Annotated in this window: 21 protein-coding genes and 2 pseudogenes; 21 read left to right on the top strand and 2 right to left on the bottom strand. The window is 29.6% G+C overall.

Annotation, left to right across the window (positions count from 1 at the left end; translation table 11 throughout):
* Positions 1-44: 44 nt before the first annotated feature.
* From mqnP to SR63_RS00335, 21 genes and pseudogenes are all read left to right on the top strand, one after another.
* Positions 45-929, top strand: a complete 885-nt coding sequence (mqnP, locus tag SR63_RS00435) for a menaquinone biosynthesis prenyltransferase MqnP (protein ID WP_002866334.1) — start codon at positions 45-47, stop codon at positions 927-929.
* Positions 920-1,417 (top strand): hypothetical protein, encoded by a 498-nt coding sequence (locus SR63_RS00430; RefSeq protein WP_002854663.1) that lies wholly within the window; start codon positions 920-922, stop codon positions 1,415-1,417. The genes mqnP and SR63_RS00430 overlap by 10 nt, the downstream gene beginning before the upstream one ends.
* Positions 1,414-1,929: a DUF6115 domain-containing protein gene (locus SR63_RS00425; RefSeq protein ID WP_002851715.1), complete on the top strand. Its 516-nt coding sequence runs from the start codon at positions 1,414-1,416 to the stop codon at positions 1,927-1,929. Before SR63_RS00430 ends, SR63_RS00425 begins: the two co-directional genes overlap by 4 nt.
* Before the next feature lie 12 nt (positions 1,930-1,941).
* Positions 1,942-2,904, top strand: coding sequence for a GTP 3',8-cyclase MoaA (gene moaA / locus SR63_RS00420; protein ID WP_002868437.1), 963 nt, complete (start codon positions 1,942-1,944; stop codon positions 2,902-2,904).
* 2 nt (positions 2,905-2,906) lie between these two features.
* Complete coding sequence (locus tag SR63_RS00415) at positions 2,907-3,650, top strand: 7-carboxy-7-deazaguanine synthase QueE (protein ID WP_002866333.1); 744 nt, start codon at positions 2,907-2,909, stop codon at positions 3,648-3,650.
* Positions 3,647-4,228 carry a 6-pyruvoyl trahydropterin synthase family protein gene (locus SR63_RS00410; protein WP_002851757.1) on the top strand — a complete coding sequence of 194 codons (582 nt, stop codon included), beginning with the start codon at positions 3,647-3,649 and terminating at the stop codon, positions 4,226-4,228. The genes SR63_RS00415 and SR63_RS00410 overlap by 4 nt, the downstream gene beginning before the upstream one ends.
* Positions 4,228-4,653 (top strand): c-type cytochrome, encoded by a 426-nt coding sequence (locus tag SR63_RS00405; protein ID WP_002866332.1) that lies wholly within the window; start codon positions 4,228-4,230, stop codon positions 4,651-4,653. Before SR63_RS00410 ends, SR63_RS00405 begins: the two co-directional genes overlap by 1 nt.
* Positions 4,653-5,060 carry a membrane protein gene (locus tag SR63_RS00400; protein ID WP_002851635.1) on the top strand — a complete coding sequence of 136 codons (408 nt, stop codon included), beginning with the start codon at positions 4,653-4,655 and terminating at the stop codon, positions 5,058-5,060. Before SR63_RS00405 ends, SR63_RS00400 begins: the two co-directional genes overlap by 1 nt.
* Before the next feature lies 1 nt (position 5,061).
* Positions 5,062-5,718: a 16S rRNA (uracil(1498)-N(3))-methyltransferase gene (locus SR63_RS00395; RefSeq protein WP_002851903.1), complete on the top strand. Its 657-nt coding sequence runs from the start codon at positions 5,062-5,064 to the stop codon at positions 5,716-5,718.
* A 78-nt stretch (positions 5,719-5,796) separates the two neighbouring features.
* Positions 5,797-5,997, top strand: coding sequence for a 50S ribosomal protein L31 (gene rpmE, locus SR63_RS00390; protein WP_002851603.1), 201 nt, complete (start codon positions 5,797-5,799; stop codon positions 5,995-5,997).
* A gap of 2 nt (positions 5,998-5,999) precedes the next feature.
* Entirely contained in the window at positions 6,000-6,824 is an 825-nt protein-coding gene (gene rsmI / locus SR63_RS00385) for a 16S rRNA (cytidine(1402)-2'-O)-methyltransferase (protein WP_002866331.1), read from the top strand.
* 13 nt (positions 6,825-6,837) lie between these two features.
* On the top strand, positions 6,838-7,521 hold the full coding sequence (gene rlmB / locus SR63_RS00380) for a 23S rRNA (guanosine(2251)-2'-O)-methyltransferase RlmB (protein WP_002866330.1): 684 nt from the start codon (positions 6,838-6,840) through the stop codon (positions 7,519-7,521).
* On the top strand, positions 7,514-8,452 hold the full coding sequence (locus SR63_RS00375; protein ID WP_002857583.1) for a membrane protein: 939 nt from the start codon (positions 7,514-7,516) through the stop codon (positions 8,450-8,452). The genes rlmB and SR63_RS00375 overlap by 8 nt, the downstream gene beginning before the upstream one ends.
* The gene (locus SR63_RS00370) at positions 8,446-9,252 is read left to right on the top strand and encodes a hypothetical protein (protein ID WP_002921317.1); all 807 of its coding nucleotides are present in this window, start codon (positions 8,446-8,448) and stop codon (positions 9,250-9,252) included. Before SR63_RS00375 ends, SR63_RS00370 begins: the two co-directional genes overlap by 7 nt.
* A gap of 11 nt (positions 9,253-9,263) precedes the next feature.
* Entirely contained in the window at positions 9,264-10,466 is a 1,203-nt protein-coding gene (locus SR63_RS00365) for an LL-diaminopimelate aminotransferase (RefSeq protein WP_002854656.1), read from the top strand.
* A gap of 3 nt (positions 10,467-10,469) precedes the next feature.
* Positions 10,470-11,717 (top strand): homoserine dehydrogenase, encoded by a 1,248-nt coding sequence (locus SR63_RS00360; protein ID WP_002866328.1) that lies wholly within the window; start codon positions 10,470-10,472, stop codon positions 11,715-11,717.
* Positions 11,717-12,055 carry a YraN family protein gene (locus SR63_RS00355; RefSeq protein WP_002851874.1) on the top strand — a complete coding sequence of 113 codons (339 nt, stop codon included), beginning with the start codon at positions 11,717-11,719 and terminating at the stop codon, positions 12,053-12,055. Before SR63_RS00360 ends, SR63_RS00355 begins: the two co-directional genes overlap by 1 nt.
* Before the next feature lie 56 nt (positions 12,056-12,111).
* Entirely contained in the window at positions 12,112-12,426 is a 315-nt protein-coding gene (trxA, locus tag SR63_RS00350) for a thioredoxin (protein WP_002778629.1), read from the top strand.
* Positions 12,427-12,559: 133 nt separating this feature from the next.
* On the top strand, positions 12,560-13,498 hold the full coding sequence (trxB, locus tag SR63_RS00345) for a thioredoxin-disulfide reductase (RefSeq protein WP_002866327.1): 939 nt from the start codon (positions 12,560-12,562) through the stop codon (positions 13,496-13,498).
* 242 nt (positions 13,499-13,740) lie between these two features.
* Entirely contained in the window at positions 13,741-14,457 is a 717-nt protein-coding gene (locus SR63_RS00340) for a gluconate 2-dehydrogenase subunit 3 family protein (RefSeq protein WP_002866326.1), read from the top strand.
* Between the two features lie 10 nt (positions 14,458-14,467).
* Positions 14,468-16,184, top strand: a pseudogene (locus SR63_RS00335) (GMC family oxidoreductase).
* A gap of 34 nt (positions 16,185-16,218) precedes the next feature.
* Here SR63_RS00335 and SR63_RS00330 read toward each other — a convergent pair.
* A complete protein-coding gene (locus SR63_RS00330; RefSeq protein ID WP_002866293.1) occupies positions 16,219-18,000 on the bottom strand; it encodes a PhoX family protein in 1,782 nt (593 codons plus the stop codon).
* Between the two features lie 134 nt (positions 18,001-18,134).
* A pseudogene (locus SR63_RS00325) lies at positions 18,135-18,274 on the bottom strand (methyl-accepting chemotaxis protein); the annotation flags it as partial.

Here is an 18,274-nt window from a genome sequence, read left to right as displayed (position 1 = left end):
AAATTTTAGTAAAATCATAGCAAAAAATATTTTAAAGTAGAAAAATGAACACATTCTGGATAAAATTTAAAGATATTTTAGAACTTGTAGTATTTAAGCATTCTATTTTTGCTTTGCCTTTTTTATTTTCCTCTATGATTGTAGCATCAAAACTTGCAAATGACACTGCTTGGTTTGGTTTTAAGGCATTGATTTTAGGTATTATTTGTGCGGTAAGTGCAAGAAATTTTGCCATGGCTACAAATCGTTTAATGGATGAAGATATAGATAAGGATAATCCTCGTTGTGCAAATCGCCCTAATGTCAGTGGAAAAATAGGTAGAAAAAGCGTATGGATTTTTATTATTATTAATGCACTTATTTTTATATCATGTTCTTATTTTATTAATACCTTGGCCTTTTATTTGTCTTTTCCTGTGCTTTTTGTATTGGCTATTTATTCAGCTTTTAAGCGCTTTAGTTCTTTAGCGCATTTAGTTTTGGGATTTTGTTTAGGACTTGCGCCTATTGCAGGAAGTGTTATAATTATGGGTGAAATTCACATTTATAGCGTTATTTTATGTTTAGGTGTAACTTTTTGGACAGCTGGGTTTGATCTGCTTTATTCTTTGCAAGATATGGAATATGATAAAAAAGTAGGACTTCACTCTATTCCTGCTAAATTTGGCTCAAAGGCTACTTTATTTATATCAGCTTTTTGTCATATTTTAGCGGTATTATTTTGGCTTCTTTTTGTATGGGAAGTTTGGGGTATAGCACTTGGAAAAATAGCACTTATTGGGGTAATTATAAGCGGTATTATTTTAGCCTTGGAACATAAAATTGTTCACAAGAATTTTGCTCATATTGATAGAGCATTTTTTACTCTAAATGGTTATTTAAGTATTATCTTTTTTATTTTTATTTGGATTGATTTATTATGGAATTAACACTTTTTAAAGCAGGATTTGAAGCTCATTTAGAATGTTGTGAAATAGAAAATAACCGTTTTCTTGGAGAATACCTAAAACTTGGAGCAATTTCTCAAATTTTAAAATGGAAAAAACTTGCTTTACGCATTGATTTTGATGAGGGTGAAAAAATTATTTTTGATCTTCTTTTAAGCCTAAAAGAAGATATTTTAAGGCTTGAAAATTCTTTAGATAAAAATAAAGAACTTATACCGCTTAAGCAAAAAGGGGTAATAGAATCTTTAAATTTTGAATATCTAAATTTTTTGGATACTATTTTAGAAGAAGATAAAGAATATTATTTAAGATTTGATTTAAATAATCAAAAAATAGCTATTTTTATCAAAGCTCAAAGTCAAACATTGGCAAAAATTATCAAAATTAAGCCTGAAGACAAAATGGCTTTTGATGCTTTTGTTGTTGAAATTCAAAGAAATATGATAAGAAATAAGAAAGGCCAAGAATGAGTGATGATGTACTTTATTTAGTTTTTATAATTGTGCTTTTAATTGCAATGCTAGCCTATATGAATATCAAAGAAAGAGAAAATAATGCAAAAATAGCAAAACTTCAAAATGTGATAGAAGATATTACCAAAGAACTTCATTATTTTCGTAAAGAATTAGGAGTTAAAGATGATAGCGAAGAGGATGAAGACTATAAAACCTCTCTTTTAAAAGAAGAAATTATGATTGAACTTGATAAACAAATCAGTTCAAAAATCACTCCTGTTTTAAGAACACTAAAAACTATGGAACATATCATAGAAGATTTTCAAAATGAACAACAAAATCGTCTTTTAAATTTGGAACAAAAAGCACAAAGCATGGCTAAACTTACACCAAATTACGATACAGAAGAACAAAAAATAGAAAATCTTTTCAAAGAAGGAAAAAGCATAGAACAAATCGCTAAAGATTTACGCATTGGCACTGGAAATGTAGAACTTGTCTTAAAATTTAAGAAATTAATAAAATAGAATGGAAAATAAATGCTTATAGATCAATTCGGTAGAAAGATAAATTATCTTAGAATTTCAGTTACACAAAGATGTAACTTTCGCTGCCTTTATTGTATGCCAAAAATTCCTTTCGATTATCAGCCAAAAGAAAATTTATTAAGCTTCGAAGAACTTTTTTTATTTGTTAAAGCAGCTATAGACGAAGGAATTGAAAAAATCCGTATAACAGGTGGAGAACCTTTATTAAGAAAAGATTTAAGTATTTTTATAAAAATGATTAGCGATTATAAAAGCGATATTGACCTTGCTATAACTACAAATGGATTTTTACTAAAAGACTTTGCTAAAGACCTAAAAAATGCTGGACTTAAACGACTTAATATTTCACTTGATACCCTAGATCACAAAAAAGCAAAAACTCTTGCGCAAAAAGATGTATTAGATAGTGTTTTATCTGGAATTGATGAAGCTTTAAATCTAGATTTGAAAGTAAAACTTAATACTGTAGCTCTTAAAAATTTAAACGATGATGAACTGATATCTCTTTTGGAATTTGCAAAATCAAAAAAAGCTCAAATTCGCTTTATAGAATTTATGGAAAATACTCATGCTTATGGTAAATTACAAGGATTAAAAAGAGATGAAATTATACAAATTTTGAGTCAAAAATATCAAATTCAACTTATAAAAAAAGATGAAAAAGCACCTGTGAGTATTTACAAGGCAGATGATTATGAATTTGGAATTATAGATCCTCATAGCCATGAATTTTGCGATTCTTGCAATCGCATACGCTTAAGTGCTGAAGGCTTGTTAATACCTTGCCTTTATTTTGATGAAGCATTAAGCATAAAAGAAGCGGTTCGAAAAGGTGATATTAAAGCCGCTGTAGAAATATTACAAGAAGTATTAAGAAATAAACCAGAAAAAAATAAATGGAGTGTTGTTGATAATGAAACCTCATCTCGTGCTTTTTATCAAACTGGAGGTTAATTTTGCAACTTGTTGAAAGTTTCTTAAGCATTCAAGGAGAAGGCAAATATAATGGAAAATTAGCTATTTTTATGCGTTTTGCTGGTTGCAATTTCAACTGTTTAGGTTTTAATGTAAAAATATCAAAAAACGATAAAACTCTCATTGGATGTGACACGATAAGAGCTGTTTTCACAAAAGATTTTAAAGAAAGTTATGAAACTTTAAATGCTAATGAACTTTTAAAAAGAGTGATAAAATTAAAACAAGACTTTGATCCTATAGTTGTTATCACAGGCGGAGAGCCATTAATCCATTATGAAAATCCTGAATTTATAAAATTTATCCAAATGTTATTAAAAAATAAATTTGAAATACACTTTGAAAGCAATGGAAGTATAGAAATTGATTTTGATAGATATCCTTTTTACAAAGAATGTATTTTTGCTTTAAGCGTTAAACTCCAAAATAGTGGGATAAAAAAAGATAAACGATTAAATTTTAAAGCTTTAAAAGCATTTAAAAATTACGCAAAAGATAGTTTTTATAAATTTGTTTTAGATGCCAATACCCTTGATAATTCATTTTTAGAAATCAATGAAATTCTAAAAGAAGCTCCAAATCAAATTTTTTGTATGCCTATGGGTGAAAATGAGCAAAACCTTAAAAAAAATGCTCAAAAAATTGCTGAATTTTGTATTAAGAATGGTTATAATTATTCTGATAGAATTCATATTCGTCTTTGGAACGATAAAGAGGGTGTATGATTATAAGAAAATTATTTGAATTTGAAAACGCACACATTGTTAGATTTTGTTCTTCTAAGCGTTGCAAAAGTAGCATTCATGGACATTCTTACAAAGTTGAAGTTTTACTTGAAAGCAAATATTTAGATAATGCTGGAATGGTCTATGATTTTGGACTTTTAAAAACCTATATACGCCAAATTATTGATAGTTTTGATCATGCTATAACTCTTTTTAAATATGATGACGCAAAATATTTAGAAGAAATGAAAAAATATTCAAGTCGTTGGATTTGCCTGCCTGTTAATGTAAGTGCTGAAAATTTTTGTCGTGTATTTTTCATACTTATAGATGCTTTATTAAAACAAACAAAAATGGTAAATGGAGAACAAGGAGTGACTTTACAAAGTATCATTGTTCATGAAACAAGAACAGGCTATGCACAAGGTTTTAGAGAAGATGCCTATAGTGAGCTAATGCCAAAAATTTCACTTCAAGACATAGAATTTTCCAATGGCATTAAAGTAGAATGGAATGATATAGATTTTTATAACAAATTAAAAAATGAAGAAATTTTTATAAATCCAAAGGAGATTTAATGCAAAAAGCTAAAATTTTAATTGCCTTAAGTTTTTTTTTATTAGTTTTATCTGCCTGTTCTAATGATGAAAAAAATATTTCTAAGACTCAAAATACAGATCAAGAAGTAGTCCAAATAGAACAAAACGATGAAAAAACAGAATTAAGTGACTCCAACCTGCCTTTACCTGTAGATGATGAAGCACAAAGTTCAGATGATGAACATGAAGTCAATCCTAGTATTATCAACTCTTTATATAAACAAAAATGCGCCACTTGTCATGGAGAAAAAGGAGAATTAAAACCTAAAAACAGCACGGCCATTAAAACCTTGAGCAATAAAATTTTTATACAAAAAATAAAAATGATAAAAGATAAAAATCACAGTTTTTTAAGTGATGAACAAATTCAAAATTTAGCTGATTTTATAAACAAAGGAAAATAATGGATCAAAGTTACGAATTCTTTTTAGCTTTACATCTTTATAGTCTTTATGCGAGCGGTTTTTTAATGCTTTTTTATCTTATACTAACACAAGGAAATTTTAAAACCGAATTCATTTTTATTCGTAGAATACGATTATTTTTACCAATTTATTATTTATTTTTAGCTTTGATTATTTTTACAGGTTGCTTGTTATCAGCAATGAAACAATTTCAAATGAATGTCAATATCTGGGTAATGATTTTTTCTTGGATCTTAATTTTTGCCTTAGCAATTTTTCACTTTGTTTGTTTTAAAAAAGCAAGAAGATTTAGAAAATATGCCACTTTTAGATGGATTAGTTGTTTGATTTTACCTTTTGAAATTTTTTTATTGTTTTTGCCTTTTTTAATAGAAAGATATTTATAAAATGCAATTTTTGTATAACAAGCAAGCTGGAGAAGAGTTTATACAACTTCAAGGTGAAAACTTTAACCATTTAAAAGTAAGAAGAGTAAAGGAAAATTCGGAGCTAAATCTTAGAAATTTACAAGATAATTTTCTTTACAACTATACAATCACAAATTTAACAAGAAATTCTTGCACTTTAAAATTTTTAAACAAAAAATCACAAAATATAAAACAAAGTGAATTAAACTTAGCCTTAGCCATTATAGATATTAAAATTTTAGAAAAAACTCTACCTTTCTTAAATGAACTTGGAGTAAAAAAATTACATTTGGTTTTTACAAATTTTTCACAAAGAAATTTTAAAATCGATTTAGAAAGATTTGAAAAAATCATTATTTCTTCTTGTGAACAATGCGGTAGAAATACTAAAATGGATTTAATTATCCACCAAAGCACTCAAGAATTTGTTCAAAAATTTCCAAATGCAATTATGGTTGATTTTCAAGGAGAACAACAAAGTCATTTCGATGAAAAAGAATTATATTTTATAGGTCCTGAAGGTGGATTTAACAATGATGAGAGATTATTGTTTAACCGGAAAATCTCTCTTAAAAGCTCTAATATTCTAAAAAGTCAAACAGCTATTATAGCTATAGCTTCAAAAATTTTGCTTTAACTTTTCTTAAATTAATCTCTTTTTTATGTTAAATAATTTATAATCACGGCTTATTGTTTTAATTTTTAAGGAAAACTAATGAAAAAAGAAATTCACCCAGAATATGTAGAATGCAAAGTAAGTTGTGCTTGTGGAAATACTTTTACAACAAAGTCAAACAAAGCAGAATTAAGAGTAGATATTTGTTCAAATTGCCATCCTTTTTTTACAGGCAGTGAAAAAATTGTAGATGCTGCAGGTCGTGTAGAGAAATTTAAGAAAAAATACGCAATGCAATAATTATGCTTTATTTTATTCCTACTCCCATAGGAAATTTAAGCGATATTTCTTTTAGAGCCTTAGAACTTTTAAAGACTTGCGATCTTGTGTTTTGCGAAGATACAAGAGTAAGTAAGTCTTTGATTTCGTTATTAAATACCAAATTTCACACTGATATACATATTTCTAAATTTATAGCCTTACACTCCCATAATGAAAAAGAAGTTTTAGCAAGTATTGATTTAAAGATATTTGAAAAAAATGTAGCTTATTTAAGCGATGCAGGAATGCCAGGGATTAGTGATCCTGGCAAGGCTTTGGTAGAATTTGCACAAGAAAATAATATCACCTATGAAATTTTACCAGGTGCAAATGCAGCCTTAGTTGCTCTTGTAAGCTCAGCATTTTGTCAAAAAGAATTTATCTTTATTGGTTTTTTAGCAAATAAAGGCAAAGAAAGACAAAAAGACATAGAAAAAATTTTAAACCTTCCTTATCCAAGTATTATTTACGAATCCCCCAAGCGTATTTTATCTTTAGTAGAACAAATTATGATTCTAGACAGCCAAAGAGAAATTTTTTTGATTAAAGAAATCAGTAAAAAATTTGAAAAAAAATTTAAAGGCAATGCTAAAGAGCTTTCTGAAATTTTAAAAAAGTCTAATTTAAACGGTGAATGGGTTGTAGTACTGCAATCAAAAGAGCAAAATTTTTTGCAAAATACTCTTTGTGAAAAAGATATTATGGATTTAGAGCTGCCTTTAAAAGCAAAAGCAAAATTATTATCAAAGATCAATGGAAAAAATGCAAAAGAAATTTATCAAAAACTGCTTTTAAGTCAAGATTAGGTAAAATTTTAATATGATAGTTTATGGGAAGCAAATATTTTTTTATATTTTAGAATATCATAAAGACTGTATCAATGAGCTTTATTTAGCAAAAGAATGTGATAAAACTACTTTTTCCAAAATCGCAAAATCAGGTTTTAAAATCAAAAAACTTGATTTTAAAACTGCTCAAGCTTATGCGAAAGGTGGAAATCATCAAGGTTTTTTGCTAGATATTAAAGAAAGTTCTTTTGCGAATTTAAATGAGATCAAAAAAAATGATTTTATTGTTATGCTTTATGGAATTAGCGATGTAGGAAATATAGGGGCTATCACGCGTACAGCTTATGCTTTAGGGGTTGGGGCTTTAATTTTTATTGGTGAAAAATTAGCCATGGAAGGAGTAATTCGCACAAGCAGCGGAGCGGCTCTTGATTTACCTATTGTGATAAGCAACGATGCTTTAAGTGTAATAAATGAACTAAAACAAGTAGGTTTTTATTTTTATGCGAGTGATGGCTCGGGAAAAGAAATTCACAGTGTAAAAATAAGCAATGGTAAAAAAGTTTTAGTTTTGGGTAGTGAGGGTTTTGGTTTAAGCTCTAAAATTGTAAAAAAATGCGATGAATGTGTGGGCATTGCGATGAAAAATAATTTTGATAGTCTTAATGTCAGCGCTGCTTTTGCAATACTTTGTGATAGGATGTTAAATGCTTAATTGGAAAAAAATACAAGAATTAAATTTAAAAGAAGTTGCAGCAAAAACGCAAATTGAACTTGATTTTCTTGAAGCTTTAGTAGAAAAGAATTTTGCTGTTTTAAGTCGTTTTAATGTTAAAGGTTTTGTTAAAATTTTGAGCAGAGAATACGAACTCGACTTTAGTGATTTTAACGAAGAGTATGAAGCTTATCTTAACGAAAACAATCCTACTCCACAAACAAAATCAAAAATGATAACCCCAAAACTAGATGCTTATAGTCAAAAATCCTCTAACGCTTGGCCTTTTTTGATTGTTCTTATTGTTTTAGTGATTATAGGAAGTGGAATTTATTATTTTGATACACTTAAAACTTTTTTCAAAGATGAACAAAATAATACTAGCGCAACAGTTATAGATATCATAGGACAAGCACAAGAAAATTTAAAATCTTTAGGTGGAAACAATGTTGTTGTTATAGACAACAATAAAGCACAAGAAACAAATCAAACAGAGAGCGTTTTACCAAGCCAAAACATCTCATTACAAGAAAATGATAAAAACATAAGTATAGAAAATAATATCAGTGAAAATAACACAACCCTACTCGATGAAGAAAAAAATACCCAAATTCAAGAAGACACAAATACACCAAAAACTGATTCTTTAAAAGAAGCACATTTTAAAACCTCTACCAAGATTTGGATAGGTTTAATAGATTTAAAAAGCCTTAAAAAAACAAGCTTTGTTAAAGAAAAAGATTTTAATATTTCTTTAGATAAAGATCAGTTAATTTTAACAGGGGCTGCAGCTTTAACAATGTTTGATCAAGAAAATAAAGAACAAAAATTTCCTGCAGGAATTTCAAAACGTTTCTTGATTAAAGATGGAAAAATTACAAGTATTTCAGCTGCTGAATTTGTAAAATTAAATAAAGGTAAAGAATGGTAAAAAAAATTATTATTCTTACTCTTTGGGTTAATATATCTTTTGCAATCTCAAGTCTTGAATTAGCAAAAAATTTAGTAAACAATTCTAGTAAAAATTCTCAACTAGAATTATTATTTTCAAATAATTCTTACATAGATAATAATGGAAATTGTGATATTGCAAAAATATCTCAAATATTAAAAACCAATTCTTTAATTGCCTTAACACTATCAAATCCTCAAAGTCTAAGACTAAATTTTAAAGCAAAAGCTGATGAAGTTATGTTTTTTAAAATTTTATCCGATGTTTTAACAGATGCTGGATATATATATTTTATCCCTACAGATTTGATTTTAAGAGAAGGAAATATTGACTATACCATACAAGTAGAATCTCAATATGTTTTAGATCCTGGAACGCTTTACAATCTCTTAAAAGAAAATTCTGTCTATATAAATAATATTAAGCGTATTGGGGCATATGACTATGAATATGATTTAAATTTTTCCAATGCTGTATTAAAAACCAATACAAATGTTAATTTAAATACTCCAAAATCATTAGAAAAGCCCCTTAAAGACTATGTGCTTGATTTAAAAAATGCTACAAATTTGATTATTGATGCAAATGATTTAGACAATTGGTTTCCTAAAATCTTCTTTTTAGATAAAAATCTAAATCTAATTAAAGCAGTAAAAAGCGAAAATAAAAATAATCATTTTTCAGAACTTATTCCAAATGGTGCTATATATGCTATTGTAAGCGATATGTATAGTTTAGATAATATACGCAGGGGTTTAAAAATCACACTTAAAAAATAAAGGATTAAGAAATGTTTGATGAAATCCGTTTTAATACCATAGAAAGACTTCCAAATTATGTTTTCGCAGAAGTAAATGCGATAAAAATGGCAGCAAGACGTGCTGGAGAGGATATCATCGACTTTTCAATGGGAAATCCCGATGGTAAAACTCCACAACACATTATAGATAAACTTTGTGAAAGTGCTAACAAAGATAAAACCTCGGGATATTCTACATCCATGGGGATTTATAAACTTCGCTTAGCAATTTGTAATTGGTATAAAAGAAAATATAATGTTAATCTAGATCCTGAAAATGAAGTTGTAGCTACCATGGGTTCAAAAGAGGGTTTTGTAAATCTTGCAAGAGCGATTATAAATCCTGGAGATGTTGCTATTGTGCCAACTCCTGCTTATCCTATACATACTCAAGCTTTTATTATAGCAGGAGGTAATGTAGCAAAAATGCCTTTAGCTTATAATGAAAAATTTGAGCTTGATGAAAATCAATTTTTTGAAAATTTGCATAAAACTTTAAATGAAAGCATCCCGCGTCCAAAATATGTCGTTGTTAATTTCCCGCATAATCCAACAACAGTAACTTGTGAGAAAAGTTTTTATGAAAGATTGATAGCAACGGCAAAAAAAGAAAGATTTTATATTATTTCAGATATTGCTTATGCAGATTTAACTTATGATGACTATAAAACTCCTTCTATTTTGGAAATTGAAGGTGCAAAAGATGTAGCGGTAGAAACTTACACTCTTTCAAAATCTTACAATATGGCAGGCTGGCGTGTAGGTTTTGTAGTAGGAAATAAACGCTTAGTCAGTGCGCTTAAAAAAATAAAATCTTGGTTTGATTATGGTATGTATACACCTATTCAAGTAGCAGCTACCATAGCTTTAGATGGAGATCAAACTTGTGTGGATGAAATCCGTGCAACTTATGATAAAAGAATGCACATTTTACTTGAAGCTTTTGAAAATGCAGGCTGGAAACTTCAAAAACCAAGAGCAAGTATGTTTGTTTGGGCAAAACTCCCTGAAAGCAAAAGACATTTAAAAAGTTTAGAATTTTCAAAGCAACTTTTACAACGCGCTAGTGTTGCAGTAAGTCCTGGGGTAGGTTTTGGCGAAGCAGGTGATGAGTATGTAAGAATTGCTTTAATTGAAAATGAAAATCGCATACGCCAAGCTGCACGCAATATCAAAAAATATCTAAAAGAGTAAGTTATGAAAGTAGCGATTCTTGGTTATGGCACTGTTGGAAGTGCGGTGGTTAAATTTCTTTTAGAAAATGATAAACTCATTCGTGCGAGATGTGGGCAAAGTATCACTCCTGTGATCGCTCTTGCTAGAAGTCCTAAAAAAAATGCTTTAATTCCAATTACTCATAGCGTTGAAGAAATTTTAAATGCTGATGTAGATGTTTTTGTGGAGTTAATGGGTGGAGTGGATGAAGCTTTTAAAATAGTGAGTGAAATTTTAAAAAAGGAAAAAGCTGTTGTTACTGCAAATAAAGCTATGCTTGCTTATCATCGTTATGAAGTTGAAAATTTGGCTAAAAATTTAGCTTTTGGTTATGAAGCAAGTGTGGCTGGAGGAATTCCTATTATCAAGGTTTTAAAAGAAGGTTTAAGTGCAAATAATATTTTGGCTATAAAAGGGATTTTAAATGGCACGAGTAATTATATTTTAAGTTCTATGAGTCAAAAAAATATGAGTTTTGAACAAGCCTTACAAATAGCTCAAAATTTAGGTTATGCAGAGGCTGATCCAACTTTTGACATAGAAGGACAAGATGCAGCACATAAACTGCTTGTTTTATCAAGTATCGCTTATAATCTTAAAGCTAAACCTGAAGATATTTTGATCGAGGGTATTAGTGAAATTGCACCTGAAGATATGTATTTTGCTAATGAGTTTGAATTTACCATAAAACTTTTAGGTATAGCTAAGGTGCGTGAAAATAAAGTAGAATTAAGAGTGCATCCTACTATGATAGATAAAGAAAAAATGCTTGCAAAAGTTGATGGAGTGATGAATGCTATAAGCATTAATGGAGATTTGTTGGGTGAAAGTTTGTATTATGGAGCAGGAGCAGGAGGAGAGGCTACTGCAAGTGCTGTGATTTCAGATCTTATGGATATAGCAAGAGATCAGGTAAAAGCACCAATGCTTGGTTTTGTGAATACTTTAGAATACGAGCTTTTAAGCAAAGATGAAATTTATACAAAATATTATTTAAGGGTGAAAGTTGAAGATAAAATAGGGATTTTATCTAAAATCACACAATTGATGAGTGAAAATAATATTTCTATCGATAGTTTTTTACAAAAACCTAAAAAAAATGATGAAAATTACAGTACTTTGTTTTTTACTACACATTTAACTTATGAAAAAAGCATACAAAATTTGCTTGAAATTTTACGCAAACAAGATTTTATAAAAACCAAGCCTTTTATGATGCGTATAGAATAATGGGTGTAAAAGCTTATTTAGATGGAATTTTAGGTGAAGATAAGGCTTGTAAATTTTTAAAAAAACAAGGCTTTGAAATTTTAAAAAGAAATTTCCATTCTAAATTTGGAGAAATCGATATAATAGCCAAAAAAGATGAAATTTTACATTTTATAGAGGTTAAATTTACTCAAAATGATTATGAAGTTTCTGAGCGTTTGGATAGAAAAAAACTTGAAAAAATTTTAAAAACTATAGAATTTTATCATCTTAAAAATGGAATTTCATCGGATTTTCAGATTGATCTGATTTGCATTAAAAATGATGTGATACAATTTTGCGAAAATATAAGTTTTTAAGCTGATATTTAAAAAAATAAAATACAATTAGACAAAAATTAAAGAAAGGAAAAATTATGGGAAAATATATTGAATTAACAAGTGATAATTTTGCTCAAGCAAAAGAAGGTGTAGCTTTAGTTGATTTTTGGGCTCCATGGTGCGGACCTTGTAGAATGCTTGCTCCAGTTATTGATGAACTTGCAAATGACTTTGATGGTAAAGCTAAAATTTGCAAAGTAAATACAGATGAACAAGGTGATTTAGCAGCTGAATTTGGTGTTCGCTCTATTCCTACACTTATTTTCTTTAAAAATGGTGAAGTTGTAGATCAACTCGTTGGTGCACAATCTAAACAAGCAATTAGCGATAAACTAAACTCTTTACTATAAACTAAAGGCTAGTATAACTAGCCCTCTTCTTAAAAATTTCAAATTTATACTAAATAATAATTTTTATTAACTACTATTAAGAATAATTTTTATATCATTATTAATAATAAAATTCAATATAAAGGAAATATAAATGTTAGATGTAGCAATCATAGGTGGAGGTCCTGCTGGACTTAGTGCCGGACTTTATGCAACTAGAGGTGGTCTTAAGAATGTAGTAATGTTTGAAAAAGGTATGCCTGGTGGACAAATTACCTCAAGTTCTGAAATAGAAAATTATCCAGGTATAGCCCAAGTTATGGATGGAATTTCTTTTATGGCTCCTTGGAATGAACAATGTATGCGTTTTGGTTTAAAACATGAAATGGTTGGAGTAGAGCAAATTTTAAAAAATAGCGATGGAAGTTTTACCATCAAATTAGAAGGTGGTAAAACAGAACTTGCTAAAGCTGTGATAGTTTGTACAGGTTCAGCTCCAAAAAGAGCAGGTTTTAAAGGCGAAGATGAATTTTTTGGAAAAGGTGTAAGCACTTGTGCAACTTGTGATGGATTTTTTTATAAAAATAAAGAAGTTGCAGTTTTAGGTGGTGGAGATACGGCTTTAGAAGAAGCTTTATATCTAGCAAATATTTGTTCTAAAGTTTATCTTATCCACCGCAGAGATGAATTTAGAGCAGCTCCATCTACAGTAGAAAAAGTTAAGAAAAATGAAAAAATAGAACTCATTACTAGTGCAAGTGTAGATGAAGTATATGGTGATAAAATGGGTGTTACTGGGGTAAAAGTAAAATTAAAAGATGGTAGTATTAGAGATTTAAATGTTCCAGGAATTTTTACTTTTGTTGGTCTTAATGTAAGAAATGAAATTTTAAAACAAGACGATGGTAAGTTTTTATGCAGTATGGAAGAAGGTGGGCAAGTAAGTGTTGATCTTAAAATGCAAACTAGTGTTGCTGGACTTTTTGCCGCAGGAGATCTTAGAAAAGATGCGCCTAAGCAAGTGATTTGTGCTGCAGGTGATGGAGCTGTAGCTGCATTAAGTGCTATGGCTTATATAGAAAGCTTGCATTGATTTTTTCTTATTGTAGGCTAGAATTCCTAGCCTAAATCTTTATATCAACACTCCTTAAAAATATAAAATATTTTTTCATAACGTTTTATAAATATTATTAAATATAATTTAAATTATACTTAATTTTGTTACATAATTATACATTTAAAAAAATATAAAAATATTATTTTTTTTAAATTAATATATTTTTTATATTAAAAGCTATAACTTATTTATGTTAAAAAAATAAGGAAGGAAAAAACATGGACAAAAAACAAAGTCGCAGAAATTTTCTTAAAGCCTCATCTTTGTTTGCTTTAGTAGGTGCTAGCGCACCAAGTATGGTTTTTGCTCATACGCACAATCAAAACAATTTGAATTCTACTCAAAATTATCGTGCTAGAATTTTTTTTAATAATTCTGCACAACTTGATATTCTGAGTGAAGCAGTAGAAAGAATTTTTCCCGAAGATGATTTAGGACCAGGTGCTAAAAAATTAGGTGTAGCTATTTTTATAGATAATGAACTTGCAGGAAATTACGGAAGTGGAGCAAAAGATTATCGCTTTGGACCTTTTATACAAGGAAAGAAAAATCAAGGTTATCAATATCCTTTAACTAGAGCTGAACTTTTTAAAATGGGGGTAAATGCTTTAGATGAAGAAGCAAAACTTCGTTATAAAAAAGGCTTTGTAGAGCTTAGCGCAAAACAAAAAGATGAAGTCTTAAGAGCTTTTGAACAAGATAAAACAAAGGTTTCTTTTGGAGATAAGATAAAAGCAAGCGATTTTTTTACAGAGTTAAGAAGCATAACTATAACAGGAGTTTATGCTGATCCAATTTATGGCGGCAATGCAAATATGCAAGCTTGGCGCATGAAAAAATTCCCAGGCGCTCAAATGACTTACGCAACTCAAGTTTTAGATGGAGATAAATTTGAAGTGATAGAGCCTATTTCTTTGGCTGATATGTCACATTAAAGGAATACAAATGGCAAAAATACTTAAAAAAACAGATATTGTTGTTATAGGTTTAGGTTGGAGTTCTTCTATTGTTGCAAATGAATGCGCTAAAGCAGGGATTAAAGTTGTCGCCTTAGAAAGGGGTGGACATCAAGATACTTCGGATTTTTTAGGTGCGCATGATGAGTATAAATATGTAAATAATGCTGCAATGAAACAAGATTTAAGTAAAGAAAGTATATGTGTTAGGAATAATGATAATGAAATTGCTTTGCCAATGAGAAAAAATTATGCTTTTGATGTCGGTAATAATGTTGGTGGAGCAGGAGTTCATTGGAATGGTATGAGTTATCGTTTTCTACCTTATGACTTTCAAATAAAATCTTTAACAGAAGAAAAATATGGCAAAAATAAAGTTTCTAAAGAATACACTATTCAAGATTGGGGTGTAAACTATGATGAAATGGAACCTTACTACGACAAAGCTGAAAAAATGATGGGAGTTTCTGGAGAAGATAAAAGTCCTTTCTCAGGAAAAAGAAAAAATTCTTATCCAAATCCTCCTTTAGAAAAAACAACTATGTTAAAAAAAATTTGATGAAGCAACGAAAAAACTTGGATATCATCCATGTATGGTTCCTGCTTCAAACTCATCTCAAACTTATACAAATCCTGATAAACAAAGTTTAGGAGCATGTCAATATTGTGCTTTTTGTGAGCATTTTGGCTGTGAATATGGTGCAAAAGCTTCTCCTATAGTAACAACTATACCTTCAGCTTTAACAACAAAAAATTTAGATATTAAAACTTATGCTAATGTGTTAGAAATTTTACATAAAGATGGTAAAGCTACAGGAGTAAGATTTGTTAATACTTTAACTTTAGAAGAATTCATACAACCTGCAGAAGTAGTCATGCTAGGCTCTTATGTTTTCAACAATGCTAAACTTTTAATGGTTTCTAATATAGGCGAAATTTATAATCCAAAAACAGGCAAAGGAACTTTAGGAAAAAATTATAGCTATCAAATCACACCTAGTGTTAATGGTTTTTTCAAAGATCCATTTAATTCTTATCTTGGAGCTGGGGCACTTTGCAATTGGATAGATGATTTTAATGGGGATAATTTCGATCATTCCAAACTTGATTTTATTCATGGAGCAAGCTTTAGAATTTCCCAAAATGGAGCAAGACCTATAGCATCAAATCCAATTAAACCGGGTACACCTTCATGGGGAGCCGAATTTAAAAAAGCTTCTATTTATAATTATACTCGATTTACTTATATTGGAGCTCAGGGTGCATCTATTCCTTATATAGGTAATTATTTATCCCTTGATCCAACTTATAAAGATGCTTATGGACTACCACTTATCCGCGTAACCTATAATTTTACCAAGCAAGATAAAAATCTTTATAATTTTATGCTTCCAAAACTAAAAAGCATCATGCAAGAAATGGGAGCGCAAAATATTTACACTTCGCCAAAATTAGGAGATTATGGAGTAGTTTCAAATGGTTGGTATACTTCTACCCATATTGCTGGCGGAACTATAATGGGTACAGATAAAAGCACAAGTGTAGTTAATCCTTATTTACAGCATTGGGATGTTAATAATCTTTTTGTCGTAGGTGCGGGAAATTTTCCACATAATCCAGGCTACAACCCTACCTTAACCTTAAATGCTTTAGCCTATCGTGCTAGCGAAGCTATTATAAAATATTTAAAAACTGGTAATTGCTAATGCAGTAAATTCCAAGCCTTAAGCTTGGAATTTATTAGCTTCCTATCACTCCACCATCAAGTTTTCTTATCATCATTACACTAGATCTTGGTGTTTTTCCATAAGGAAAAGTACTACCTTTTAAACCTTCTCCTGGATGTTGTATGCCTACAAACATTGTGGTATAATCCTCACTAAAAGCAATCCCTGTTAATTCACAAGCAATAGGTCCTGTTAAAAAACGTCTGATTTCCCCTGTTTTTGGATTTGCTGCTAGCATGCAGTTATTTCCCATGCCTTCGTATTCATCTTTATTAGAATAAGATCCATCTGTTTGTATCCAAAGTCTTCCATCTCTATCAAATTTAAGTCCATCAGGAGAATTGAATTTATTTTCACTTGTAATATTATTTGAGCCTTTATATAAGCCTTGTTGGTTATCAGGATTTCCAGCAAGAGCAAAAATTTCCCAAGTAAAATCATCGTCTTTATGAGAATTTTTTGGCATCCATTTTAAAATTTGTCCATAAACATTTTTAGTTCTTGGATTTGCTGCATTAGGTTCTTGGCGATTTTTATTATTTGTTAGTGTTGCAAATACTTCTTTAGAACCACTTTGTTTATGACTTGCTATCCATTCACATCTATCCATAGGAGTTGCACCTACAATGCTTGCAGCAAGACGCGTATTAATGAGTACTTGAGCTTGAGACTTAAAACCATTTTTTTCATCTAGGCCGTTTTTGCCATATTCTAAGGCTATCCATTTTCCCTGTCCTTTAAAATCTCCCACCTTGCCGTTAAACTGTCCTACATACAAAGTGCCTTCATCTAAAATTTTACTTGTATCAGCACCTTTTTTGTATTTATGTTTGCTAACAAATTTATAAATAAATTCATTCATCTCATCATCACCCATATAAACTATAACAGAACCATCTTTTTCTACGATAATTTCTGCATTTTCATGTTTAAAACGACCTAAAGAAGTTCTTTTAACAGGTGTGCTTTTTACATCAAAAGGATTGATTTCCACTATCCAACCAAAACGATTGGCTTCATCGATATTTTTAGCTAAATCAAATCTTTCATCAAATTTTTCCCATCCATAAAGACTAGTTTTGTTAAATCCATAGCGCTTAAGAGAGTCATTAAATTCTAGATTTTCATCTAAACTTCCAAAAAAATCGTCAAAATTTTCTTCACAGGTGATATAAGTTCCCCAAGGTGTTTGTCCATTTGCACAATTTGCAAAAGTTCCATGAACAAATTTTTCATTTTTTAAAACTTCTTTTTTAGCTGCTCCACTTACTTGCATTTTAGTGTTTGCATCGATTCTGCGGTTATATTTAGAATCTAAAACCACGGTCCAATCATCACCCTTTTTTTTGATTTCTAAGATACTTACACCTACACTAGCTTGCTCGTATAAAACATCTTCTTTGCTTAAATTTTTACCATGATGATTAAACATGATTTCAGGATTTATATATTCATTATTAACGGCTAAAATTCCTCTGTTTTTTGAAAGTGAAAAAAAACTCATACCATCATCGTTATCTCCAAAAACCAAATGAGCATTTTTAACTGCATTCATATCGATGATTTTATTTTCATCATAAGGTTTTGCTTTACTAAAAAGTGGATCACCCCAAGAAATTAAAACCTTTGCTTCATAACCTTGTGGTACTATAACTTTATCTTGCGTGCTTGCACTAACAGCTTTAAAACCTAGCAAATCCTTATTCTTAAGCATAGCAGCACTTAAATTTGAACTTGCAAAAAAAGCTACCATAGAACCTAAAGCTGAACCTTTTAAAAACAATCTTCTTTCCATTTGTTTTTACTCCATATTAAAATTTAAAACAATGGAAGTATAAAAATATTTGGAAACTTTTTAGAAACTTTGATGAAAAATTTAAATTGAAGGGAAAATTTATACCTAGTTTTTCACTAGGTATAAATGATTAATTAAAATCTTTTTTTCTTAACATCTTCTAAGATATTATTAGCTATATCACTTACTGTACTAGAAATAATAGCTGATTCATTAGCAATTTCAACATTATCTTTAGTAGTTTGATCAATTTGAGCTACACTTTCATTGATTT

This window comes from Campylobacter sp. 2014D-0259, assembly GCF_008000505.1.
Lineage (GTDB): Bacteria > Campylobacterota > Campylobacteria > Campylobacterales > Campylobacteraceae > Campylobacter_D > Campylobacter_D jejuni.
This window is presented reverse-complemented; position numbering and strand designations above follow the sequence as displayed.